Origin of the sequence: Parafrankia sp. FMc2 (genome assembly GCF_041008525.1) — a bacterium.
Classification (GTDB): Bacteria; Actinomycetota; Actinomycetes; order Frankiales; family Frankiaceae; genus Parafrankia.
Map to the genome: position 1 here is coordinate 1 of NZ_JBFLUG010000012.1, position 23005 is coordinate 23005.

Genomic DNA, 23005 nt, shown 5'->3' on the forward strand with positions numbered 1-23005 from the left:
CCGGGGCCCGGGGCGGGGGCGACCGCCACGAGGAAGCGGAAGTCGGGCCGGCCGAGCTCCGCCGTGACCATGGCGAGGTCCGTCCGCTGGCCGTCGAGCAGATCGGCCTCGGTCGTCCAGCCGGCCCGGCTGCGCTCGCCCCGGTAGGCGGACTCGATGAGATCGACGATCGTCGGCGCGTCGCCCACACCGGCGACGCGCACGGTGAGTCCCGCGCGCACGGCGCGTCCCAGGTGGTCGCGCGGCTGTCCCGGCGGCGGGCCGCTCATCGGGCGGCGGCACCGAGCAGCTCGGCCGACAGCCGCGGCAGGACGGCGCTGAGCTGCGCGTCGAGCGTGAAGGCGGCGCGGGCGTCCCCCCGGGTGGGGCCCTGGTTGACGATCCCGACCGGGATGCCCAGCTCCGCGGCGCGCAGCACGAAGCGGTAGCCGGACATGACGGCCGGCGAGGAGCCGAGCACGAGCAGGGCGCGCGCGGAGCTCAGCAGCGTGACAGCGCTCGCGAGCCGCTCGGGCGGGACGGTCGCGCCGAAGAACACGACGTCGGGCTCCAGGTCCCCCTCGCAGCCCGGGCAGCCGACCATGACGAAGTCCGCGATCTCCCGGTCGGCGAGGGTGACGTCGCCGTCCGGGTTGACCTCGGCGCCCAGCGGACCGGCGGCGGCGAACCTGCTGCCGAAACCCGGGTTCGCCGCGCGCAGCCGCCGGTCGAGGTCGGCCCGGGTACCCATCACGCCGCACGAGCGGCAGCGGACCCGGGCGAGGTTCCCGTGCAGGTCGATCACCCGCCGCGAGCCGGCCGCGCTGTGCAGGCCGTCGACGTTCTGGGTGACGACGCCGTCCAGCAGGCCCGCCGCCTCCAGCTCCGCCAGCGCACGGTGCCCGGGATTCGGGCGCGCGCGGGCGACGTGGTGCCAGCCGACGTGGCTGCGGGCCCAGTAGCGGCGGCGGGACTCCGCATCCCGGGTGAACTGCTGGTAGGTCATCGGGGTGTGCCGGCGCAGCGAGCCGTTCGGGCCCCGGTAGTCCGGGATGCCGGAGCCGGTCGAGATCCCGGCGCCGGTGAGCACGGCGACGCCACCACCGGCGACAAGATCGCGCAAGGACGCGAAGGCCATGGCCCGAGCGTAGAACGCGACGGCGGCCCGGATCGGCGGATGGGACGTCGCTCCCGCCACTGCGGGCCATGGCCCGGGCCATCCCTGGCCCTCGACCCCTGGCCCTCGACCCAGATCGTCGAATGGTGGGCCTCACATCCCAGACGTACCGTTAGGCCGTGAACACGCACTGCAAGGGTCCTGCGGACGTAACCAGCCCGAGCGCCCCACCGTGTCATCCCGCCGGCGCAACGAACCACTGCGTGACCTGCTCCGACGAAGTGATCGAGATGGAGGTCGTCCGCCTGGAGGAGGGCGGGCTGGCCCTGGCGCGGGCCTCGACGGGCGTGGCGGAGATCAGCATCGCGCTGGTGGCGGCGCAGGCAGGCGACACCGTGCTGGTGCACGCCGGGGAGGCGATCGCCGTCGCGTGAAGGACCCGTGATCGGTCGACGACGGAAGGGGTGGGGGAACCGTGTCCACAGTCGAGGATCCGATCCACATTCTCTGGATCAACGCCGGTCTGAGCTGCGACGGGGATTCTGTCGCGCTCACCGCGGCGACACAGCCCAGCATCGAGGACATCGTGCTCGGCACCCTGCCCGGGCTGCCCAAGGTCAGCGTGCACTGGCCGCTCATCGATTTCGAATCCGGACCCGAGCAGGGCGCGGACACGTTCATCGAATGGTTCCGCCGGGCCGAGCGCGGCGAGCTGGAACCGTTCGTGCTCGTGGTCGAAGGGTCCATCCCGAACGAGGACCTCATCACCGGCGAGGGCTACTGGTGCGGGTTCGGGAACGATCCGCAGACCCGCCAGCCGATACCGACCAGCACCTGGCTGGACCGCCTCGCCCCCCGGGCACTCGCCGTCCTCGCCGCCGGCACCTGCGCGACGTACGGCGGCATCCACGCGATGGCCGGGAACCCGACCGGGGCGATGGGCGTTCCCGACTATCTCGGGTGGGACTGGAAATCGAAGGCCCAGATCCCGATCGTGTGCGTTCCGGGGTGCCCCGTGCAGCCGGACAACCTGTCGGAAACCATCACCTACCTGCTCTACCAGGCGAGCGGCCAGGCGCCCATGATTCCGCTGGACGACCAGCTACGGCCGCGCTGGCTGTTCGGCGCGACCGTGCACCAGGGCTGCGACCGGGCCGGCTACTACGAGGAAGGCCAGTTCACCACCGAGTACGGAACACCCGAATGCCTGGTGAAGATCGGCTGCTGGGGGCCGGTGGTGAAATGCAACGTCCCCAAGCGCGGCTGGATGAACGGGATCGGCGGCTGCCCGAACGTCGGCGGCATCTGCATCGCCTGCACGATGCCCGGCTTCCCGGACCGTTTCATGCCGTTCATGGACGAACCGCCGGGCGCGCACGTCTCGACCCTGGCCAGCGGTGTGTACGGGGCGGTCATCCGCCGGCTCCGCGCGATCACCGCGCACAAGGCGGACATCGAGCCGCGCTGGCGGCACCGGGACGTCCACGCGCACCGGGACAGCGCAGACCAGCGGGAGAAGGTGCTGACATGACGACCACCTCGGCGCACAGGAAGACCGACGCCCGGGGCTCGAACCTGCTGGAGATGTCGTGGGACCCGATCACCCGCATCGTCGGAAGCCTCGGCGTCTACACGAAGATCGACTGGCCGGCCCGCCGGGTCGTCGAATGCCACAGCACGTCCTCGATCTTCCGCGGCTACAGCATCTTCATGAAGGGCAAGGACCCGCGCGACGCGCACTTCATCACCAGCCGCATCTGCGGGATCTGCGGTGACAACCACGCGACCTGTTCCGTCTACGCGCAGAACATGGCCTACGGGGTGAAGCCGCCGCATCTCGGCGAATGGATCCTCAATCTCGGTGAGGCGGCCGAGTACATGTTCGACCACAACATCTACCAGGAGAACCTGGTGGGGGTCGACTACTGCGAGAAGATGGTCGCCGAGACGAACCCCGAGGTCCTCGAGCAGGCCCGGAACACCGAGTCGCCACACGCCGGCGACCACGGGTACCGCACCATCGCCGACATCATGCACGCGCTCAACCCCATCGAGGGCGAGTTCTACCGCGAGGCCCTGGCGATGAGCCGGTTGACCCGGGAGATGTTCTGCCTGATGGAGGGGCGCCACGTCCATCCGTCCACGCTCTACCCGGGCGGGGTGGGCACGGTGGCGTCGGTGCAGCTGTTCACCGACTACCTCAGCCGGCTGATGCGCTACGTCGAGTTCCTCAAGCGTGTCGTGCCGATGCACGACGACCTGTTCGACTTCTTCTACCAGGCGCTCCCGGGCTACGAGGAGGTCGGGCGGCGTCGGGTCCTGCTCGGGTGCTGGGGCTCGTTCAACGATCCGGCGTACTGCGACTTCAGCTACCGGAACATGGCCGACTGGGGCCGGCGCATGTTCGTCACCCCGGGCGTGATCGTCGACGGCGAGCTCGTCACCAACGACCTGGTCGACATCAACCTCGGGATCCGCATCCTGCTGGGCAGTTCGTACTACGAGGACTGGGACGACCAGCCGATGTTCGTCACCACCGACCCGCTGGGCAACCCGGTGGACCGTCACCACCCCTGGAACCAGCACACCATCCCCCGTCCGGGCCGGCGCGACTTCGACGACAAGTACTCCTGGGTCATGTCGCCACGCTGGTTCGACGGCACCGACCACCTCCCGCTCGACACCGGGGGTGGCCCGATCGCGCGGCTGTGGAGCACCGCGCTGTCCGGGCTGGTCGACATCGGCTACGTCCGCGCGACCGGGCGCAGTGTCAGGATCACGCTGCCGAAGACGGCGACGGTCGGTGAACGCGCCTACGAGTGGGCGATCCCCCGCTGGAGCAACGCGCTGGAGCGCAACCGGGCCCGCAGCTATTTCCAGGCCTATGCCGCTGCCTGCGCGCTGTACTTCGCCGAGCAGGCGCTGGCCGAGGTACGGGCCGGGAACAGCCGCACCTGGGAACCGTTCGACGTCCCGCAGGACGCTGTGAGCTGCGGTTTCACCGAAGCCGTGCGCGGGGTGCTGTCGCACCACATGGTCATCCGGGACGGTCGGATCGCGAACTACCACCCCTACCCGCCGACCCCGTGGAACGCCAGCGTGCGCGACATGAACGGAACACCCGGCCCGTACGAGGACGCCGTCCAGAACACGCCGATCTTCGAGAACAACCCGCCGGAGTCGTTCAAGGGCATCGACATCATGCGCACCGTCCGCAGCTTCGACCCCTGCCTGCCCTGCGGTGTCCACATGCACACGGGCACCGGGCGGACCCTCCAGGTCGTGCACACCCCGCACGCCTTCACCCCCGCGGGATGACCCCCGATGACAGCCACCGCCTCAGCACCCACCATGCCCGCCTCGCCCACCACACCCGCCGCACCCACACCCGCCGCACCCGCGGCCACCGCACCGGCCGCCGCGGATCCGCGGGTCGCCGCGGCCCGGGTGGACGACCTGCTGACCCGGCTGGACCAGCTCGGTGAGAGCCGGACCCGGGTACTCGCCGAGGAGATCGTCCGGGCCCTGATGGAGTTCTACGGCTCGGGCCTGGCCCGGCTGGCCCAGCTCACGGGTGACGACACCGTCCGGCTGTGGGGTACGGACCCCCAGCTGGGGGCCCTGCTGGCCATGCACGGCCTGCACCCCGTCGGGACCCGCCAGCGCGTGGAACAGGCGTTCGCGCAGGTCCGGGAACAGCTCGGCAGCCAGACTCCCACCTTCGAGATCACCGGGCCGGAGGAGGCCCGGATGGTCGTGGTGCGCCCGGCCGTTCCCCCGGCCAGCCCCGCCGTCGCCGCCGCCGTGGAGGACGCCATCGCCGTCCTCGCCCCCGAGGTGACCGTCACCATCGAAGGCGGCCGCGCGGAGGCGGACGACCTGGCCGCGGGACGCACCCTGCTGCCCGTCGTCGGAGTGAGCGGGTGACCGCCACGCTGCGCCGCTTCCTCGCCCGCGACCCGGCCGCCGGCCGCGCCCCCCGGTGCGAGTTCTGCGGCGAGTCGATGCCGGGCGGGACGTCGGACCGGCAGGCGGGCGGGCAGCCCGGTGGGCACGGGCACGTCGCGGATCTCGGCGCGCGCTCCATCCTGTGCGCCTGTGCCGGGTGCCGGTTGCTGTTCACCGCTGCCGGCTCAGGCGGTGGGCGGTACCGGGCGATCCCCACCCGGTACCGGTACGCGCACCGGTTCCCGGCCGCCTCCGAGCTGCTCGCGGCCGCGGCGATACCGGTGGGCCTCGCGTTCTTCGTCATCCACGACGGGCAGATCAGCGCGTTCTACCCAAGCCCCGCCGGGGCGACGCACTGCGAGCTGCCGTCCGACCTGACTCCCTCCGCCGCCCCGGCCGGTACCGCCGGCTGGCTGCCGGAGCCCGATGTCGAGGCGCTGCTCGTCCACGTCACCCGCGACGGCCAGAGCGGCTACCTGCTGCCGATCGATGCCTGTTACCGGCTCGTCGGCGAGCTGCGGCTGCACTGGCGCGGCTTCGACGGCGGAACCGAGGCCCGCGCGCGGCTCGCCGCGTTCCTCGCCGACGCCCGCCGCCAGGCGGGCACCGGCACCGGCACGGGCACGGGGGTCGGCTGATGGCCGATCTGACCTTCAGCTGCGTCGATGTCGCCCCGCTGCGGCACGCGGCTGCTCCGGCACTGCTGTTCCGCCTGCACATCGAGGAGAACAGCGGCGAGCGGCTGCACGCGCTGGCGCTGCGCTGCCAGATCCGCATCGAGACCGCCCGCCGCCGCTACGACGACGCGGAGGCACAGGCCCTGACCGGGCTGTTCGGTGCCGGCCCGCCGCACCCGATCCAGTTCGCGACGGTCTCCGCGATGGTCCCTGGTTTCACCGGCGCCGCGGAGGTCGATCTCACGGTGCCCTGCACCTACGACCTCGAGGTCGCCTCCGGGAACTACTTCAGCTCGCTGCGCGATGGTGTGATCCCCCTGGACCTCCTGTTCAGCGGAACCGTGTTCGGCCTTGGCCCGCACGGGCTACGCGTCGAGCAGGTGCCCTGGCACCTGGAGGCCTGTTACCGGCTGCCGGTGACTACCTGGCGCGAGCTGATCGACCTGTACTTCCCCGGCACCGCGTGGCTGCGCCTGGACCGGAGCACCGTCGACGCCCTGGCCCGCTACCGGCGCGACCGCGCGATCCCCACCGCGGACGCCGCGATCACCTCGCTGCTGGCCGGAGGCGCACCATGACCAGAGTCGACAGGGCCGGAGCGGACCCTCTCGCCTTCCTGGACGAGGCCGCGCGGGCGGTGTCCGACACCGTCCTCTACGAGGGCTACCTCCTTTACCCGTACCGGGCCGACGCGCTGAAGAACCAGCACCACTGGCAGTTCGGCGTCCTGATGCCGCCGGCCGCCGCCGCCCCGGGCAGCGGAGAGCACAGCAGTGCGCACACCGAGTTCCTCCTGGACGGGCCGGCGGACGCCCGGCTCAGGGTCGGTGTCCGCTGGCTGTGGGAACAGGGCGACACGACGCCCGGGTCGGCGAAGCCGGCCAGGGCCGCTCGCCGCGGCGAGGCCGCGATGGGCTTCGCGGTACAGGTCGGCGATCTGCTCGCCGCCCCCACCCGGCGGGTGCTGGCCGCTGACGGCCCGAGCGGGCGGCGGGGCGAGGTTCTCCTCGATGCCCAGCGGCTTCCTGGCCCCTTCGGGGGGTTCCGGATCCGCGTCACGATCCGCAACACCTCTGCCGTGGAACCTCCGGCCGACGAGGAACCACCCGCCGACACCGTCCCCCGGACGGACGAGCGGGACGCCGCACTCGCCACCGCGTTCCTCGGCGTCCACCTGGTCACCCGGGCCGACAGGGGCAGCTTCCTCTCCCTGGCCGACCCACCCGAGTGGGCGGCGGACGCGACGCGGGCCTGCGTCAACGAGCGGCTGTGGCCCGCCCTGCTGGGCCAGGCCGGACCTGCCGACATGGTCCTCGCCGCGCCGATCATCCTGCCGGACCATCCCCGCATCGCCGCCGAGAGCCCGGCGCCGTTCTGCGACGCGACGGAGATCGACGAGATGCTTGCCCTGCGGACGTCCACCCTCACCGACGCCGAACGCCGTGGTGCGCGAGCGACGGACCCGCGCGCGGCGGACCTGCTCGACGCCGTCGCCGAGCTCGCGCCAGCCATGGTCGAGAAGCTGCACGGCCGGACCTCCGTCACCCCGCCGAGCGCGGCAGGCACCCCGGCCCCGGCGCCGCCCGCGCATCTGGCCCCGGGCGGCGCGGTACGGATCCGCCCACGCCCGGGTGAGGTCATGCGCACGGACGCGCAGGACATGTTCGTCGACGGCGCGGCGGCCACCGTCGCCACCGTCCTGCACGACGTGGACGGGCAGACCCATGTCGCGGTCACCCTCGACGACGACCCCGGCGCGGATCTGCGCCGCGAGTTCGGCCGCTTCCTGTACTTCACGCCCGACGAACTGGAGCCCCGATGACCACGCCGGGAACGGACCTGGACGGGGCGGCCACCGGACCCGGACCGGCCGCCCGCACGCTGGTCGCCGGGGTCGGCAACCTCCTGCTCGGCGACGACGGGTTCGGCGTCGAGGTGGTGCAGCGCCTGCTGCGCGGCGGGGTGCCGGCCGGGGTCACCGCCGCCGACTACGGGATCAGCGGCCTGCAGCTCGCCTTCGACCTGTGTTCCGGGTACGGGACGGTGGTGCTCGTCGACGCGCTCGGCCAGGGGCGCCCACCGGGCACCGTCTCACTGGTCGACCTGGGCGGCGCGCGGACGCCGGTCTCTCTCGACGCCCACGGGATGCGCCCGGACGCCGTTCTCGATCTGGTCACGACGCTCGGCGGCAACCTCGACCGGGTACTGCTGGTCGGCTGCGAGCCGGCGCGGGTGGACCACCGGATCGGGCTCTCCGCACCGGTGGCCGCCGCGGTCGCGCCGGCGCTGACCCTGATCCGCTCGGTCATCGGCACCGGTAGTCCCGACGGGCCGCCCGTGACCAGCACGGACGCGCTCTCCCCGGTCCCGCTGCCCCTCGACCTCTCGCTCATCGAACCACCGGTGATCGAACTGTCCACAAGGGAGTGATCATGTCTCACTGGATGCTGCTCACCGCCGCGGCGGCGGGCCTCGGCGCAGTCGCTGTCACGGTGGCCCCGGATGTGCGGCGCTACCTCGAGTTCAGCCGGCTGTGATCCGGATGTGTCTCGGCATCCCCGGCGAGATCGTGGCGATCCGACCGGACAATCCAGACATCGCGACGGTTGACGTCAGCGGGGTCCGGCGGGCGATCAACATCGGTCTGCTGGACGCCTGCCCGCCCGGTCCGGGGGACTGGGTCCTGATCCATGTGGGCTTCGCCCTCTCGCGGATCGACGAGGCGGAGGCGCAGGCCGCGATGGAGTTCCTCACCAGCATCGGCCGGGCCTACGACGACGAGCTGGCGGCCCTGCGTGCGTCATCCATCGACTGACCGGAGAGGTGGAGCTGATGCGTTTCGTCGACGAGTACCGGGACGCCGGCACGGCGCGGGCGTTGTCCGCCCGCATCGCCGGCCTCTGCGAACCCGGGCGTGACTACGCCTTCATGGAGGTGTGCGGCGGGCACACCCACACGATCTACAAACACGGACTGGAGGACCACCTCCCGCCGGCCGTCTCCCTGGTACACGGGCCGGGCTGCCCCGTCTGTGTCATCCCGATGGGCCGGGTCGACGATGCCATGCACATCGCCCGTCAGGACGGGGTCATCATGACCTCGTTCGGGGACATGATGCGCGTCCCGGGCAGCCACGGCTCGTTCTTCGACGCGAACGCCGAGGGCACCGACATCCGGATGGTCTACTCCCCCCTCGACTCGCTGAAGATCGCGCGGGCGAACCCTGACCGGAGAGTGGTCTTCATGGCCATCGGGTTCGAGACCACCACGCCGTCGACGGCGATGACGGTCCGCCGCGCGGCGCAGGAGGGGCTGCGGAACTTCTCTATCTTCTGCAACCACATCACGATCGTCCCGGCGCTACGGGCGATCCTCGACTCCCCCGATGTGCGCCTCGACGGCTTCGTCGGCCCGGGCCATGTCTCGACGGTCATCGGCTGCCGGCCCTACGACTTCATCCCGCGTGACTACGGCCGGCCGCTGGTGGTCTCCGGCTTCGAGCCGCTGGACATCCTGCAGTCCATCCACCATCTGCTGCGCCAGCTGCGCGACGGGCGCTGCGAGGTGGAGAACCAGTACACCCGGGTCGTCGCCGCCGAGGGCAACCCGGTCGCGCTCGCCGCGATCGACGAGGTGCTCGAACCACGCGCCGACTTCGAGTGGCGTGGCCTGGGCCGCATCCCGTGGTCGGCCATGCAGGTGCGGGAGCGCTATGCCGCCTTCGACGCGGAGCGGATCTTCGCGCCGCCGGGAGCCCGGGTGGAGGATCCGAAGGCCTGCCAGTGCGGAGAGGTGCTCACCGGCGTCATCAAGCCGTGGGAGTGCAAGGTCTTCGGCACCGGGTGCACGCCGGAGACCCCGATCGGGGCATGCATGGTCTCCCCCGAAGGGGCCTGCGCGGCCTTCTACAACTTCGGGCGCCTCCGGCACCGCACGCTGGGCGCCGAGAGCGGCAGCGCGGGCAACGCGAAGGCTCCGAAGGCGGTGAGCACGGCATGACGGCAGCAGCCCAGAGAGGCGGGGCAGGCGGTACCGGCGGCGCGGGTGGTGGCGCGCGCGGTCCTGGCGGGAGGGGTGGTGCCGGGGTCCTCGACCGGGTCGAGGCGGCGAGGCGGCGGCGACCGAAGCTGCGCGACACCCACATCACGTCGGCACACGGCGCCGGCGGCAAGGCCACGGCGACGCTGATCGACGCGGTGTTCCTCGAGGCGCTGCGCAACCCGCTGCTGGAGCCGCTGGAGGACGCCGCGGTGTTCACCGCCGGCGCCGAGCGCCTCGCCCTGACCACGGACTCCTTCGTCGTGACGCCGCTGTTCTTCCCCGGCGGCAGCATCGGCGACCTGGCGGTGAACGGCACGGTCAACGACCTGGCGGTCGCTGGCGCCCGGCCGCTGCACCTGGCCTGTGCGGTCATCCTGGAGGAGGGGATGGACGTCGAGGAGCTGCGGCGCATCGTCGGCGACCTGGCCGGGGCGGCAGCCCGCGCGGGAGTCTCGGTCGTCACGGGGGACACCAAGGTCGTCCAGCGCGGCCGGGCCGACGGCTGCTACATCACCACCACCGGCGTGGGCCTGGTCGACCCCGACCTGCACCTCGGCGCCTCCATGGCCCGGCCGGGGGATGTCGTCCTGGTCACCGGGCCGATCGGCGACCACGGCATCACCGTGCTGCTGGCTCGCGGCGAACTGGACATCAGCGCCGACCTCCGGTCGGACACCGCGCCGCTGACCGGGCTCGCCGCCCGCCTGCTCACGGCGACAGGCCCACGTTCGGATCACAGCAGGCACGGCGAGCACGACGGGCGCAGCGAGCACCGTGGGCACGGCGGGCTGCGCGCGATGCGGGACGCGACCCGCGGCGGGGTGGCAACGATCCTCAACGAGGTGGCGCGGGCGTCCGGTGTCGGGGTCGTCGTCGACGAGGACGCGGTGCCGGTGCGCACCGAGGTCCGCGGCGCCTGTGAGCTGCTCGGCCTCGACCCGCTGTACGTGGCCTGCGAGGGCCGGATGGTCGCGGTCGTCGCCCCCGAGGCGGCCGACGCGGCGCTCGCGGCGCTGCGCGCGGATCCACTCGGCGCGGGGGCGGCGGTGATCGGCCGGGTCGTCGACGAACCGCCGGGAACCGTGCTGCTGAACACGACCTTCGGCGGCACCCGGATCGTCGACCTGCTCGTCGGCGACCCGCTGCCTCGGATCTGCTGAGCGGCGGCGGGCAGGTGCACGAGCTCTCGGTCACCGTGGGTCTCGTCGACATGATCACCGAGCGGGTGCCGCCGGACCTGCGGGTCACCCGGGTGGCCGTCGAGATCGGCCGCCTCTCCGGGGTGATGACCGACCCCGTCCGGTTCTGCTTCGACCTGGTCGCCGCCGGCACCCCGCTCGAGGGCGCGCGCCTGGACGTCACCGAGCCGCCCGGGCACGGCCGGTGCCGCCGGTGTGGCAGCGACGTCGCGCTGCCGGACCTGCTCACGCCGTGCCCCTGCGGCAGCCATGAGATCGACCTGACGGGCGGCGAGCAGGTCCGGATCACCGCGGTCGAGGTGGAGCCGGCCCGCGAGGCGGGCTGAGGCGCCGGCCGGCGGAGGGTCGGCGGGCAGGTTGCCGGTCACGGCCAGCCCGGCGGAGGCATCGGTCAGCCCGGTGGCGCGCGGAGCGGTGGGTGGGACGAGGGTGGGAGGTGGCCCATGTGTGGCACGTGTGGTTGTGACAGTCGGCAGGCCAGCCAGGACAGCCGGAGCTGGGCGGCTTCCGGGGCTCGGGACATCCGTCAGGGGGGCGAGGCGCCCTCCGCAGTGGGCACGCAGGCCCGCACGATGCGCCTTGAGCTGGACGTCCTGGCCCGCAACGACGAGGCGGCCCGGGCCAACCGGGCGTGGCTGGCAGCGCGGCGGGCCTGCGCCGTCAACCTGATGAGCTCCCCCGGCGCGGGGAAGACGACACTGCTCGAACACACGATCCCGGCCCTCGCCGGGTCGGTCGCCTGCGCCGTGGTCGAAGGAGACCAGGAGACACCGCTCGACGCGCAGCGCATCCGCGCGACCGGCGCGCCCGCGTACCAGGTGAACACGGGGACCGGCTGTCATCTGGAGGCCGCGACGGTCGGGCGGGCACTGCGCGCGCTCGACCCGCCGGCCGGCGTCGACCTGCCGGGCGGCGGGTCGGTGGTGCTCATCGAGAACGTGGGGAACCTGGTGTGCCCCGGGCTGTTCGACCTCGGCGAGTCGGCCCGCGTGGTGCTGGCCTCGGTCACGGAGGGCGAGGACAAGCCCTGCAAGTACCCGCACATGTTCCGGGCGGCGGATCTCATCCTGCTCACCAAGGTCGATCTGCTGCCCTGTCTGGCGTTCGACGGTGACTCGTTCAGCGGCGCGGTCCGTCAGGTCAATCCGTCCGCGCCGGTGCTGCCGGTGTCGGCGACCGACGGCACCGGGCTGGCCGACTGGCTCGCCTGGTTGCGGTCGCTGGTCGACCGGGCGCTGGCGACGACGGCCTGACCCAGGCTGATCCCGCCGTCGTTGCACGGCACCCGCGCGTGGGTCAGCACGGTGAAGCCTTCGCGGGCCAGGCCGTCCGCGACGTCGCCGAGCAGCCGCAGGTTCCCGAACACGCCCCCGGACAGCGCCACCGTGCCCGCGCCCGGCGCGGCGATCCGCTCCCGCAGCGCCACGCAGGTGTCGACGGTGAGCCGGGCCAGGGTGCGGTGGAACCGGGCCGCGATGACCGGCGCCTCGACACCGTCGCGCAGGTCCTCGACGACACCGGCGATCAGGTCGGCGCCGCGGAGCCGCAGGGCCTCCCCGCCGTCGGCCCCGGCTCCCCCGGCCGGACAGGTGCCGGCCGGATAGGTGCCGTGGTTGCCGGGGGCCGCGATCTGTTCCAGCTCGATCGCGGCCTGGCCCTCGTAGCGGATCGTGTCGCGGACGCCGACCAGCGCCGCCGCGGCGTCGAACAGCCTGCCGACGCTGCTGGTCAGCGGCACCACCGACCGGGCGCGGGCGAGCTTCACGACGGCGTCCCACTGTTCCGCGTTGCGGTGGGCGACCGCCATCGTCTCCGGGGCGTCAGCTCCGCAGGCCAGCAGGTACGCGGCGGCCATCCGCCACGGCGCGCGGACGGCCGCCGCCCCGCCCGGCAGCGGCACGGGTTCGACGTGCGCGACCCGGGCGAAACCGGCCAGGTCGGCCCACAGGAACTCGCCGCCCCACAGGGTGCCGTCGGTCCCTAAGCCCAGGCCGTCGAAGGCCACACCGAGTACCGGCCCGGACTGCCCGTTGTCGGCCAGGCAGGAGGCGATGTGCGCATGGTGGTGCTGCACGCCGACCACGGGCAGATCCTGGTCGAGCGCCCACTTGGTGGAAAGGTACTCCGGGTGCAGGTCGTGGGCGACCAGCTCCGGCTGGACGTCGAACAGCCGCCGCAGGTGCTCGATCGCGCCGGTGAACGACAGCAGCGTCTCGTGGTTCTCCAGGTCACCGAGGTGCCCGGAGAGGTAGGCGCGCCGGCCCGCCGCCAGGCAGACGGTGTTCTTCAGCTCGGCGCCACAGGCGAGCACGGGCCGTCGGACCTCCATCGCCCGCCGCAGCGTCACCGGCTCCGGGGCGTAGCCGCGGGACCGGCGCACCAGGGTCTCCCGCCCCCGCACCGACCGGGCGACGGAGTCGTCCAGCCGGGTGTGGATCGCGCGGTCGTGGAGCAGGAAACCGTCCGCCACCCGGCGCAGGGCGCGCAGCGCCTCGTCGTCCCGGAACAGGATCGGCTCGTCGGAGATGTTGCCGCTGGTGAGCACGATCGGGCCGGGCAGCCGGGCGAGCAGCAGATGGTGCAGCGGCGTGTACGGCAGCATCACCCCGATCGTCGCGACGCCGGGTGCGACCGACGGCGCGATGCGCGGCGGGCCGGCGTCGCGGTGGTCGAGGAGGACGATGGGGCGGCGGCGGCCGGTGAGCATCGCGCGGGCGGCCGGGTCGAGGAAGCACATCCGTTCGACGTCGGGCAGGTCACGGGCCATGATGGCGAAGGGCTTGCCCTCCCGGCGCTTGCGCCGTCGCAGGGTGCTCACCGCCCGCTCATCGCCGGCGAGCACGGCCAGGTGGTAGCCGCCGAGGCCCTTGACCGCGAGGACGCCGCCGGCGCGCAGCAGCCCGGCCGCCTGGTCGAGCGCGTAGGTGGACCGCGCCGCCGGATCACCGGCGAGAACCGCGGCACCGGGCGGCCGCAGCCCGGTGCCCGCGCGCAGGCCGGGGCCGAGCCGGAACTCGGAGGTGAGCCAGTACCCCGGCCCCGGCCGGAACTCGAGCGTGGGGCCGCAGGCCGGGCAGCACACCGGCTGCGCGTGGAAGCGGCGGTCGGCCGGGTCGTGGTACTCCGCGCCGCACCGCGCGCACATCCGGAACGGGGCCATCGTCGTCGCCGCCCGGTCGTAGGGGACGTCCATGATGATGGTGAAGCGCGGCCCGCAGTTCGTGCAGTTGATGAACGGGTACTGGTAGCGGCGGTCCGCCGGGTCGGCCAGCTCGGCCAGGCAGTCGTCGCAGGTGGCGCTGTCCGCGCAGACCTGGGTCCGCGGCCCGCCCGCGCCGGGCGCCGCCGTGCTCTCCACGATGCGGAAACCGGGCGCGCCCGCCGGCGGCGCAGCTTCCTGGTGCGCGCCGCCGCTGTCGGCGCTGTCGCCGCCGCTGTCGGCGCTGTCGCCGGTCCCGGCGGTGCCGGCGGTCGGGAGGCGGATGACGTCGACAGACTCGATCTCCGCCAGCGGGGGCGCCTCGTCCCGCAGCGCGGTCAGGAACGTGGCGATACCGCGACGATCGCCGTCCAGCTCGATGTGGACGCCTTCGCCGTTGTTACCGACCTCGCCGCCGAGCCTCAGCCGTGTCGCCAGACCATGGACGAAAGGGACGGAAACCGACGCCCTGCACGATGCCGGTCACCTCGACCCTGACATGCTCCTGAGCAGCCACCCGTCCAGTGTCGCCCAGCTCATCCGGGGTCGCCCAGCGGGCGGCCGAAGGACTCCCCGTAGACCAGGTCGGAGACGGGGCGGCGGCGCAGTCGCCGCGGGAAGTCCCGCTCGGGGTAGCCGACAGCCAGCAGCGCCGCGACCGCGTAGCCCTCCGGGATGCCGAGCAGCGCCGACACCTTCGCCTCGTCCGCGACGAGCAGCGTCGTCAGCGCGGTGGCGACGCCGGCGCCGCGCAGCGCGAGGCAGAGGTTCTGCACGATCGGGTACACCGACGCCCCGCCGACGATGCTCAGCCGGTCCAGGTCGGTGTCGGTCGGGTGCAGCGCAGCGAGCTTCGCACAGACCACCACGAGCACCGGGACGTCCGCCAGGGTGCGCACGAAGTGGTCCGTGTCCGGCGTCGCCGTGATCCCGCGCTCGTCCAGATAGGGCTGCCAGCGGGCCAGGTAGAGGTCCGCGAGCGCGCGGCGGTGCGCCGGGTCACGGACCACCACGAACCGCACCGGCTGGCGGTTCCCGCCCTGCGGGCCGAAACGCGCCGCGTCGAACGCCTCCAGCAGGACGTCGTCGGGCACCGGGTCCGGCCGGAACCGACGGCAGGTACCCGTGGTGCGCATCGCGTGCAGCAGCTCCATGGGCCGATCCTGGTCGAAGGAGACCTCCACCTGCTGGAAGCTCTTGAACTGCTCCGCCTGCGCGTACGCGGTGTACACCCGCCGGTCCGAATCCGTCAGGACGACGTTGTCCACAAACGGCGTGAGCAGTGCCCGCGGGTAGAGCCTCCCCGCCCGCACCGAGTTGATCTCCATGGCGAACACGATCACCGCGGCGAGCAGGTAGAGCCAGGTGACCAGGCCGAGCACCAGGGCGAACAGGCCGTACACCTGGGTGCGGCCCTGCAGCTGGTACTGCAGCAGGTAGGTACCGGCCGACTGGATGACCTGCCAGCCCAGCGCCGCCAGCGCCGCCCCCGGCAGGTTCGTCCGGAACGACACCTCCTTGACGGTGAGCAGGCGGAACGCCACCAGGATCAGGCCGGTGTTCCCGGCGATGCCGAGCAGCACCGCCAGCACCTGCAGGCCGACACCGAGCCCCGTGCCGAGGTCGCTCGCGCGGGTCGTGATCGCCGACAGCAAGGTCGTCAGGACCACACCGAGACCCAGCAGACCGATCAGCCCGAAGCTGCGCACCCGCGCCAGGAACGGGTTCGGCCGGGAGCGCCGCGGCACCGCCCACACCGTGTCCAGCGCGTTCCCGAGCGCGCGGGCCACCCCCAGGCTGCCCCAGATGCTGCCGAGCACACCGATCGCGACCGCCGCCGCACTGCCCCGAAGCGCGCGGACGTCGCTGCGCAGCTGATCACCGATGATCGGGAACTGGCTGAGCGCCGAGCTGACGACCTGCTCCTGCAGATCCGCGTGCCCGGCGAGCACGAAACCCAGACCGGTCACGAGCAGCAGCAGCAGCGGGAACAAGGAGAGGAACCCGTAGAACGCGATCAGCGCGGCGAGGTAGCCGCCCTGGTCCTCCGCGAACTTGTAGACCACCGCCAGCGGGAACGCGACACTCGGCCTGCTCTGCTGCGCACGATCAAGACGTACGCCGAGGCCCATCCCCCGCCTCCTCGGTTCCGGCGCGCCGCTCGGGCAGCACCCCCGCAAAAGTATCTGGCCCGACAACCGCGATCGTAGGGAGGACCTGCACCGAGGTGTCCCACTCCGATGCGGGATCTACACCGAACGGCCGGCAGGATCGCAAGGCGCTGAGCGTGGGCGTCGGTGACGTTCGGCGGGGTGGCGGACACAGCGGCGGACGCGATCGCGGACGGGGTGGCGGACGGGCGTGCTCACGAACGGATCGAGATCACCACGTTGCCGAGCTTCCGCCCGGACTCGACATACCGGTAGGCGTCCACGATCTCCTCCAGCGGGTACTGCCGATCCAGAAGCGGCTGGAACTGCCCGGAGGCGAGCAGGTCCCGGAGGTGCTCGACCATCTGCTGGTCGATCGAGGGGAACGGGAACATCACCTTCCTGCCACGCGCCAGCGGGGTGAGCGCCGCCAGCAGCAGGTTCTGCCCGAACCGGCCGGGCTCGCCCGAGGCGTACACCCCGCCGGGCCGGAGCAGTCTCCGGCACCGGCGCCACGAACTCGCGCCGACCGCGTCGAGCACGGCGTCGTAGCCGGCCTCGTCCTCGTCCCGGGTGAAGTCCTGGGTCGTGTGATCGATGACCCGGTCGGCGCCCAGCGCTGGCATCCGGTCGACCCCGTCGGGCCCGCACACCGCCGTGACACGGGCACCGCGGCACGTCAGAAGCTGGACCGCCGCCGACCCGATGGCCCCGCTCGCCCCGATGACGAGGACCCGCTTCCCCTCCCAGGCCGGGATCCTCCTGATGAACGACAGGGCGTAGTGCGCGCCCTCCGTGGCCGCCGCGGCCTGCTCGAAGGAGACCCCTGCCGGTATCCGCGCCAGCGGCCCGTCGGCCCGGACGGCCACGTACTCCGCGTGCGCTCCGAAGGGGCCCTCGTTGTAGCCGAAGATCTCATCCTCGGGCTGGAAGGCGATGACCTCGGGGCCGACCGCCTCGACCACCCCGGCGAACTCGTTCCCGAGAGTCGTGGCCTTCGGCCTGGCCAGCCCGGATGACAGCCGCAGGATGAACGGCCGGGCGGCCCGGTAGCCGCAGTCAGTCCGGTTCACCGTCGCCGCATGCACCCTGACCAGCAGCTCACCAACACCGGCCCGGGGTCTGTCGACCTCCCGGATCTCCACGACCTCCGGCGGGCCGTATCTGGTGTGCACCGCAGCCCACATCCGCAAGCATCTCCTGTGACTCTCATCGCGCCTCGCGGACCTGGGTAATCGGCTGGACCAGGCCTTCTGCGACTGCCGCGTTCTCCTCCAGGACCAAGCGGCCCCTACGCTGTCATACCTGTACGAGGATTTCGGGTGCTCGCGGTCACGGGTAGGCGCCGTTCGTCGGATTGTGGCCGGTGCGGGCAGTGCCATTCGGGGCGCGGATTTCGGCCGGCAAGTAACGGACTCGACCGTTTTGCCATACTTCGGCGCATGCGATGGAGATTTCGACGGTATCGATGGGGGCCGGCGGTGGCGCTCCTTGCCGCCGCCGTCCTGCTCGCAGGTTGCGGTGGGAATGACATCGAACGGCCAGGCGAAGGCCCAGCGCCGACCGGCCCCGCGGCGGCCCCGGCGGACGCCACAGCGGCCTGCCTGGCCCTGGCCCGCAGCCTGGATGACCTTCGCCCGGCGGTGGACCTTTCGCGCCCGGGGCCGACCCATCGCCGGATGAACGGGGTGGGGGGTCTCGTCCGTGCGGCGGCCAGCTACGACAGCCGTCTGGGGACGCTGGAGGAGGCTGTCGACCGAGTCGTGGCCGCCGCCATGGCACTGGACGCAGCCGGTCTCACCGAGGCCGTCCCGGCCGCGCTCGCCGTCTGCCGGACAGCCGGCCTGCCCACCGGACAGGACGACGGGTCGGACGCGGCCGCGGACGCGGCGGCAGGATGCGCCGCGGTGGCGCGGAGCCGGGACCTGTTCGCTGCCACCGACGTCCAGTCGGTCACGTTCGAGACCAATCTGCGCCTCGGCGGGGCCGAGGAGCTGCTGATCGCGGCGAGCGAAGCGGAGAGCCGCTACCAGCCCGTGGCCGACGCGATCAGGCCGGTGCGGGAGCACCTGACGGTCCTGGCGCTCGACCGGCTACCCGCCAGCGGTGCCCGCGCGCTCGCCACCTGCGGACAACAGGGACTACCGCACGAGTAAAGGTACGAGAAGGCACACGGGGACCGTCACGCCGCGCATCCACCTCACCGGACACCCCGCCCCGCGCCAGACACCGGCCGAGCGGCCTCGGACACCCTCATAGGATGAACACATCCCGACAACCTCCCGAACAGCCAGGAGCGGTGCGTGCGAGAGATTGCCGTGTTCAGCGGAAGCGCCCATCGGCAGCTCGCCGACGAGGTGTGCAGGCACCTGGGCGTGCCGCTGTCACCGGTCCAGATCGACCGGTTCGCCAACGACTGCCTCGAGGTGCAGCTGCAGGCGAACTGCCGCGAGCGTGACATCTTCATCATCCAGCCGCTGGTACGCCCCGTCCAGGAGCACCTCGTCGAGCTTCTCCTCATGCTGGACGCCGCCAGGGGTGCCTCCGCCGCCCGGACGACCGTCGTCATCCCGCACTACTCCTATGCGCGGTCGGACAAGAAGGACACACCGCGGATCTCCATCGGCGGGCGCCTCGTCGCCGATCTGATGGTCACCGCGGGAGCCAGCCGCATCCTCGCGATGACCCTGCACTCCCCGCAGGTGCACGGGTTCTTCAGCGTCCCCGTCGATCACCTGCACGCGCTGCGCGAGCTCGCCGACCACTTCCGCCAGTACGACCTGTCGAACACCACCGTCGTCTCCCCCGACCTCGGCAACGCCAAGGAGGCGGCACGGTTCGCCCGGCGGCTCGGTGTTCCGGTCGCGGCCGGGGCCAAGCAGCGGTTCGCCGACGACCGGGTCGCCATCAGCGCGGTCATCGGGGACGTCGCCGGTCGCGACATCATCATTCTCGACGACGAGATCGCCAAGGGCAGCACCGTGCTCGAGCTGCTCGACCGGCTCCGTGACATCGGCGTCCGCTCGATCCGCGTCGCCTGCACCCACGGGCTGTTCGCGAACGGGGCGCTGAAGCGGATCGGCGACCAGCCGGACGTCCTCGAGATCGTCTGCACCAACACGGTGCCCGTGCCCGAAGCCGAGCAGACGTCCAAGCTGAAGGTTCTCTCCATCGCACCGGCACTCGCCGAGGCCATGCGGCACATCCACAACGGCGAGTCGGTCAGCGCCCTGTTCGACTGAGGTCGGGCCGCCTGTCCTTCCCGCGTCCACTACGGACAGGTCGGGCCTGGGCCTGCGGCCGAACAGGTGCGACGTCAGCCCCGGGAACCGGCCCTACGCACGGACGCGCTCGGGCGCTACTCGTCCAGCTCTGTCGGGACGACCAGAACGGGCCGCTTCGCCCAGTTGATCACTCGATGGGAGACCGAGCCGGTCAGCAGCCGCTCCAGGACGACCCCGCCGCCGTGCCGGGTGCCGATGACGATCGCGTAGGCGTCGACGCTGTCGGCCACGGCGAGCAGGCGCGCCGCGGGATCCCCGGCCAGGACGTGCAACCGCCAGGGCACGTCGCTGCCCGCCAGTGCCCGTTCCACCAGCGTGCGGACCTTCCTGGTCTGAGCATCCTGGTCAGCCCTGAGGAACCGCTCGGACAGGTGCCGCCCGGGCACCGTGGAGACCATCACGCGGATCTCGCCGCGGCTGAGGGGCTGGACGTGGACAACATCGAGTTCCGCGCCCAGCCGCCGCGCGAGGTCAGCCGCCCGGACCAGGGCGGCGGGAGCTGCTTCCCGGATGTCGGTCCCGACAACGATGTGCTGCATACCCACAGCGTTTCCGCCAGCAGCCCGGCTAGTCGGAACCGGTGCAGCCCCGCTGGTGCCGCGTCACGCTACGTTCGCCCTGCCAACGACCTGGCGTAGCCGCTGGTCCTGGCCAGCTGCCAGGCGATCCACACCATGCTGCCCGTCCGCTGGTCCCGGTCTCGGAGTCCACCGGGTTCCGGTTCCCACCCGAGGTGATCTGCGGGCAGTCCGCTGGTACCTGGGCTTCAGCCCCTCATCTCGCGACGTCGAGGAGCTGCTCGCCGATAACGCAACAGTGCCAGCCGACTCGTTACGCTGAGAACACGGAACGGGGGCCGTCGGGCCGCGCGGGACGCTGAAAGGGCTACGCGTGAGCGGTGAGATCAGGAATGGGCAGAGTGGATCGCCTGGCAACTTGAGGACGCCAGCCACACAGCAATCCTGCGGTATGGGGACTCGGTGGCTGGTACCGAGTACCTGGCGTGGATCGAGCGTTCGTTACAGGAATGTGACCACGTCGTCGCTCTGCTGTCAGAGGCGTATCTGCGGTCGGCGATGGGCCAGACCGAGTTCAACATGGCGTATCAGCGCGACCCACGGATGTTTCACCGAAGAGTCGTTCCTGTCCGAGTGCAGCTTTGCGAGCTCAAGGCGGGATCCCTCCTTGCCCAGCTCAGTTACTTCGACATCTTCGGGCTAGCCGCGGGGCAGGCGTGTGGACCGCCAACCCGACGGCCGGCAGCGCACTCCGGCACGACGGTCGAAAAGCCTCAGGAAGGCGGTTTGCCGCCGGTGCCCTTCGGGGCGGCGTTGTCGCCCTGGCTCGGAATGGACGGCGCCGGCGCGGGCCCGGTTCCGTTGAGGCGCGCGAGGTAGGCGTTGTAAGCGTCCAGCTGGTCGTCCACGCCCGCGGCGTCGACCCGGCGTTCGCGGGTGCGGGCGCGGCGTTCGTCGGTGCGTGACCACTGCACGGCGAGCACCAGCATCACGATCAGCGTCGGGATCTCGCCGAACGACCAGGTGATGCCGCCGGCGGTGCCCTGGTCGTCGAGCGGTGTCGCTCCCCACGGCCGCACCAGCTGCTCGTACCAGCTGCTGCCCAGCACCGTCGTCGTGCTCATGATCGTCAGGCCGAGGAAGGCGTGGAAGGGGATCACCGCGACCAGCATCAGCACCCGCCCCGGATGCGGCGGCCGTTTCGGCAGCGGGTCGATCCCGATGAGCACTTCGAAGAAGTAGAAGCCCGTCATCAGGAAGTGGGCGTTCATGAAAAGGTGCCCGAGGTGGTCGTTCATCAGATACCCGAGCAGCGGGCTCAGGTACAGGATGTAGAGGCTCCCGGCGAAGTTCGCGGTGACGAACAGCGGGTGGGTGACCACCCGGGCCGGCCAGGAGTGCAACGCCGCGAGCAGCCATTCCCGCGGCCCGCTGCGGTACGGCGCTGACGCCGGTCGCAACGCCCGGAGCGCAAGCGTGATCGGCGCGCCGAGGACCAGCGGGATGGGCGCCAGCATCGTGAGAATCATGTGCTGGGACATGTGCACGCTGAGCAGCACCGGGCCGTACAGCCCCAACCCGCCGGAGGTCACCACGACGACTAGGACGAGCCCGGCGAGGAACCCGACCGTGCGGCCGACGGCCCAGCTGTCCCCACGGCGGGCCAGCCTGATCACACCGGTCAGGTAGAGCCCGGCGGCGAGCATTGCCAGGCCGAGGAACACCCAGTCAGGGCGCCAGGATGTCAGCAGCCGCTCCGGCGTGATCGGCGGCGGCATCGGGTAGCCGAGCATCGCCTCCGTGGCATTCGGCGGGACAGCCGCGTCGTTCACCGGCGGGGGCGTCCGGGAAAGGCCGGCGGCCAGGCCGAAGGTCGCCGCCAGCACGCTGATCTCCACCGCCGCGAGCCCGCGGAACACCCGCCGCCGGGCCGCCGGAGACGAATCATCGCCGCCCGCTGCCACTGCCGCTGCCGGTGGCTCGGCGTCGGTGACAGCGCCGCCGGCCGCGACCGCGCCGGACAGGCGGCCGATCACCCGGCGGCGTACCAGGCCGCCGATCGCCACGGCCGCGACCAGCCCGGCGATCTTGCCGAGGATCAGCAGGCCGTAACGGTCCTCGACCAGCGGGCCGAAGCCGCCGAGCCGGACGGCGGCACTGGCGATCCCGCCGACCGCGGTGGCCGCCGCGGCTGCCGCGGCGAGCCGGGAGTAGCGCCGCAGCGCCGCGAGGAACGAGTCGTCGGCCAGCCCGCGCATGGTCGTCAGCGCGAGCAGCCCACCCGTCCAGACGACCGCCGCCAGGATGTGCAGGCCGAGCGCGACGACCGCCAGCGCATGCTGGGACGAGCCGGCCGCGTGGCCGGTGAACGCGGTGGGGATGAGCCCGGCGCAGGCCAGCGCCAGCAGCCACCCGGCGGCCACGGTGGACATCAGGGTCGCGCCCACGAGGGCCACGATCAGGGCACACACTGCCACGACAAGCAGTGCCCGGCCCTGCGGCGTCGCTTCGACGAAGGACCGCAGCGCCGACGGATCCGCCATCTCCCCGGGCGGGCGGGCGGAGATGTCGGAGGCGGTGAAGACCAGCTCCGCGACAGCCGCGGCCGCCCAGACGGCCGCCGCGACGGCTGCCGCCCGGCCGTGCCGGCGGGCCGCCGCCCCCAACCGGCCCTGCTGGGATGGGATGAGCACGGCCGCGGCGAGCAGCCAGCCAACCGTGCCGACCGAGGCCACCTCGCCCACCACCCGGGCGATCGGCAGCCCCCAGTGCGTGAGCGAGCCGGCGTCGGGCAGGCCGGGGAGACTCACCGCGGCGGGCGCCGTCGCGACGATCACCAACAGCACGATCAGTGCGATCGCCGCGGCGACCGCGGCCACGGGAACTGTCACCG

22 protein-coding genes and 2 pseudogenes are annotated in these 23005 nt (G+C 72.3%); 17 read left to right on the forward strand and 7 right to left on the reverse strand.

The annotated features are described in order from the left end of the window. A pseudogene (locus tag AB1460_RS06805) lies at positions 1 to 221 on the reverse strand (alpha/beta hydrolase); the annotation flags it as partial. A gap of 44 nt (positions 222 to 265) precedes the next feature. Beyond that, the gene (locus AB1460_RS06810; protein ID WP_368959747.1) at positions 266 to 1117 is read right to left on the reverse strand and encodes a Sir2 family NAD-dependent protein deacetylase; all 852 of its coding nucleotides are present in this window, start codon (positions 1115 to 1117) and stop codon (positions 266 to 268) included. Positions 1118 to 1359: 242 nt separating this feature from the next. Here AB1460_RS06810 and AB1460_RS06815 point away from each other — a divergent pair, with 242 nt between their 5' ends. The 14 genes from AB1460_RS06815 (at position 1360) to hypB (ending at position 12214) form a co-directional block, all read left to right on the forward strand. Next, complete coding sequence (locus AB1460_RS06815; protein ID WP_420497207.1) at positions 1360 to 1530, forward strand: HypC/HybG/HupF family hydrogenase formation chaperone; 171 nt, start codon at positions 1360 to 1362, stop codon at positions 1528 to 1530. Between the two features lie 41 nt (positions 1531 to 1571). Then, a complete protein-coding gene (locus tag AB1460_RS06820; protein ID WP_368959749.1) occupies positions 1572 to 2627 on the forward strand; it encodes a hydrogenase expression protein HypE in 1056 nt (351 codons plus the stop codon). After that, positions 2624 to 4414: a nickel-dependent hydrogenase large subunit gene (locus AB1460_RS06825; protein ID WP_368959750.1), complete on the forward strand. Its 1791-nt coding sequence runs from the start codon at positions 2624 to 2626 to the stop codon at positions 4412 to 4414. Before AB1460_RS06820 ends, AB1460_RS06825 begins: the two co-directional genes overlap by 4 nt. Positions 4415 to 4420: 6 nt before the next feature. Beyond that, positions 4421 to 5023 (forward strand): hypothetical protein, encoded by a 603-nt coding sequence (locus tag AB1460_RS06830; RefSeq protein WP_368959751.1) that lies wholly within the window; start codon positions 4421 to 4423, stop codon positions 5021 to 5023. After that, positions 5020 to 5682 carry a DUF5947 family protein gene (locus AB1460_RS06835; RefSeq protein ID WP_368959752.1) on the forward strand — a complete coding sequence of 221 codons (663 nt, stop codon included), beginning with the start codon at positions 5020 to 5022 and terminating at the stop codon, positions 5680 to 5682. The genes AB1460_RS06830 and AB1460_RS06835 overlap by 4 nt, the downstream gene beginning before the upstream one ends. After that, on the forward strand, positions 5682 to 6299 hold the full coding sequence (locus AB1460_RS06840; protein ID WP_368959753.1) for a DUF6084 family protein: 618 nt from the start codon (positions 5682 to 5684) through the stop codon (positions 6297 to 6299). Before AB1460_RS06835 ends, AB1460_RS06840 begins: the two co-directional genes overlap by 1 nt. Next, complete coding sequence (locus AB1460_RS06845; RefSeq protein ID WP_368959754.1) at positions 6296 to 7543, forward strand: hypothetical protein; 1248 nt, start codon at positions 6296 to 6298, stop codon at positions 7541 to 7543. The genes AB1460_RS06840 and AB1460_RS06845 overlap by 4 nt, the downstream gene beginning before the upstream one ends. After that, the gene (locus tag AB1460_RS06850; protein ID WP_368959755.1) at positions 7540 to 8151 is read left to right on the forward strand and encodes a hydrogenase maturation protease; all 612 of its coding nucleotides are present in this window, start codon (positions 7540 to 7542) and stop codon (positions 8149 to 8151) included. The genes AB1460_RS06845 and AB1460_RS06850 overlap by 4 nt, the downstream gene beginning before the upstream one ends. Positions 8152 to 8153: 2 nt before the next feature. Further along, complete coding sequence (locus AB1460_RS38335) at positions 8154 to 8258, forward strand: DUF6893 family small protein (protein WP_420497208.1); 105 nt, start codon at positions 8154 to 8156, stop codon at positions 8256 to 8258. Between the two features lie 5 nt (positions 8259 to 8263). Next, the gene (locus tag AB1460_RS06855) at positions 8264 to 8536 is read left to right on the forward strand and encodes a HypC/HybG/HupF family hydrogenase formation chaperone (protein WP_368959756.1); all 273 of its coding nucleotides are present in this window, start codon (positions 8264 to 8266) and stop codon (positions 8534 to 8536) included. A 17-nt stretch (positions 8537 to 8553) separates the two neighbouring features. After that, positions 8554 to 9720, forward strand: coding sequence for a hydrogenase formation protein HypD (gene hypD, locus AB1460_RS06860; RefSeq protein WP_368959757.1), 1167 nt, complete (start codon positions 8554 to 8556; stop codon positions 9718 to 9720). Beyond that, the gene (gene hypE, locus AB1460_RS06865; RefSeq protein WP_368959758.1) at positions 9717 to 10922 is read left to right on the forward strand and encodes a hydrogenase expression/formation protein HypE; all 1206 of its coding nucleotides are present in this window, start codon (positions 9717 to 9719) and stop codon (positions 10920 to 10922) included. The genes hypD and hypE overlap by 4 nt, the downstream gene beginning before the upstream one ends. 14 nt (positions 10923 to 10936) lie before the next feature. After that, complete coding sequence (locus tag AB1460_RS06870) at positions 10937 to 11287, forward strand: hydrogenase maturation nickel metallochaperone HypA (RefSeq protein WP_368959759.1); 351 nt, start codon at positions 10937 to 10939, stop codon at positions 11285 to 11287. Positions 11288 to 11404: 117 nt separating this feature from the next. Next, positions 11405 to 12214, forward strand: coding sequence for a hydrogenase nickel incorporation protein HypB (gene hypB, locus AB1460_RS06875; RefSeq protein WP_420497209.1), 810 nt, complete (start codon positions 11405 to 11407; stop codon positions 12212 to 12214). Here the strand turns inward: hypB and hypF are convergent. The 3 genes from hypF to AB1460_RS06890 all read right to left on the reverse strand — a co-directional run bounded on the left by hypF (position 12097) and on the right by AB1460_RS06890 (position 17497). Next, the gene (gene hypF / locus AB1460_RS06880) at positions 12097 to 14586 is read right to left on the reverse strand and encodes a carbamoyltransferase HypF (RefSeq protein ID WP_368959822.1); all 2490 of its coding nucleotides are present in this window, start codon (positions 14584 to 14586) and stop codon (positions 12097 to 12099) included. The two genes, hypB and hypF, sit on opposite strands and share 118 nt — an antisense overlap. A 110-nt stretch (positions 14587 to 14696) precedes the next feature. After that, positions 14697 to 16292, reverse strand: coding sequence for a YhjD/YihY/BrkB family envelope integrity protein (locus AB1460_RS06885; RefSeq protein WP_368959760.1), 1596 nt, complete (start codon positions 16290 to 16292; stop codon positions 14697 to 14699). Between the two features lie 233 nt (positions 16293 to 16525). Next, positions 16526 to 17497, reverse strand: a complete 972-nt coding sequence (locus AB1460_RS06890) for an NAD(P)-dependent alcohol dehydrogenase (protein WP_368959761.1) — start codon at positions 17495 to 17497, stop codon at positions 16526 to 16528. Positions 17498 to 17791: 294 nt separating this feature from the next. Here AB1460_RS06890 and AB1460_RS06895 point away from each other — a divergent pair, with 294 nt between their 5' ends. Together AB1460_RS06895 and AB1460_RS06900 are read left to right on the forward strand one after the other, a co-directional pair. Next, on the forward strand, positions 17792 to 18466 hold the full coding sequence (locus AB1460_RS06895) for a hypothetical protein (RefSeq protein WP_368959762.1): 675 nt from the start codon (positions 17792 to 17794) through the stop codon (positions 18464 to 18466). A 147-nt stretch (positions 18467 to 18613) separates the two neighbouring features. Further along, positions 18614 to 19552 (forward strand): ribose-phosphate diphosphokinase, encoded by a 939-nt coding sequence (locus AB1460_RS06900; protein WP_026311061.1) that lies wholly within the window; start codon positions 18614 to 18616, stop codon positions 19550 to 19552. Positions 19553 to 19668: 116 nt separating this feature from the next. Here AB1460_RS06900 and AB1460_RS06905 read toward each other — a convergent pair whose 3' ends face one another. Continuing rightward, complete coding sequence (locus AB1460_RS06905) at positions 19669 to 20133, reverse strand: universal stress protein (RefSeq protein ID WP_368959763.1); 465 nt, start codon at positions 20131 to 20133, stop codon at positions 19669 to 19671. 375 nt (positions 20134 to 20508) lie between these two features. On the opposite strand from AB1460_RS06905, the pseudogene AB1460_RS06910 reads away from it, so the two are divergent. Continuing rightward, a pseudogene (locus AB1460_RS06910) lies at positions 20509 to 20991 on the forward strand (toll/interleukin-1 receptor domain-containing protein); the annotation flags it as partial. Here AB1460_RS06910 and AB1460_RS06915 read toward each other — a convergent pair. After that, positions 20886 to 23003: a cytochrome c oxidase assembly protein gene (locus AB1460_RS06915; RefSeq protein WP_368959764.1), complete on the reverse strand. Its 2118-nt coding sequence runs from the start codon at positions 23001 to 23003 to the stop codon at positions 20886 to 20888. The pseudogene AB1460_RS06910 and the gene AB1460_RS06915 sit on opposite strands and share 106 nt — an antisense overlap. Positions 23004 to 23005 lie beyond the last annotated feature (2 nt).

Bases quoted from the DNA above. Each gene is read 5' to 3' on its own strand.
- AB1460_RS06810 (WP_368959747.1), bottom strand. From the start codon at position 1,117: ATGGCCTTCGCGTCCTTGCGCGATCTTGTCGCCGGTGGTGGCGTCGCC.
- AB1460_RS06825 (WP_368959750.1), top strand. From the start codon at position 2,624: ATGACGACCACCTCGGCGCACAGGAAGACCGACGCCCGGGGCTCGAAC.
- AB1460_RS06830 (WP_368959751.1), top strand. From the start codon at position 4,421: ATGACAGCCACCGCCTCAGCACCCACCATGCCCGCCTCGCCCACCACA.
- AB1460_RS06840 (WP_368959753.1), top strand. From the start codon at position 5,682: ATGGCCGATCTGACCTTCAGCTGCGTCGATGTCGCCCCGCTGCGGCAC.
- AB1460_RS06845 (WP_368959754.1), top strand. From the start codon at position 6,296: ATGACCAGAGTCGACAGGGCCGGAGCGGACCCTCTCGCCTTCCTGGAC.
- AB1460_RS06850 (WP_368959755.1), top strand. From the start codon at position 7,540: ATGACCACGCCGGGAACGGACCTGGACGGGGCGGCCACCGGACCCGGA.
- AB1460_RS38335 (WP_420497208.1), top strand. From the start codon at position 8,154: ATGTCTCACTGGATGCTGCTCACCGCCGCGGCGGCGGGCCTCGGCGCA.
- AB1460_RS06855 (WP_368959756.1), top strand. From the start codon at position 8,264: ATGTGTCTCGGCATCCCCGGCGAGATCGTGGCGATCCGACCGGACAAT.
- hypD (WP_368959757.1), top strand. From the start codon at position 8,554: ATGCGTTTCGTCGACGAGTACCGGGACGCCGGCACGGCGCGGGCGTTG.
- hypE (WP_368959758.1), top strand. From the start codon at position 9,717: ATGACGGCAGCAGCCCAGAGAGGCGGGGCAGGCGGTACCGGCGGCGCG.
- hypB (WP_420497209.1), top strand. From the start codon at position 11,405: ATGTGTGGCACGTGTGGTTGTGACAGTCGGCAGGCCAGCCAGGACAGC.
- AB1460_RS06885 (WP_368959760.1), bottom strand. From the start codon at position 16,292: ATGGGCCTCGGCGTACGTCTTGATCGTGCGCAGCAGAGCAGGCCGAGT.
- AB1460_RS06890 (WP_368959761.1), bottom strand. From the start codon at position 17,497: ATGTGGGCTGCGGTGCACACCAGATACGGCCCGCCGGAGGTCGTGGAG.
- AB1460_RS06905 (WP_368959763.1), bottom strand. From the start codon at position 20,133: ATGCAGCACATCGTTGTCGGGACCGACATCCGGGAAGCAGCTCCCGCC.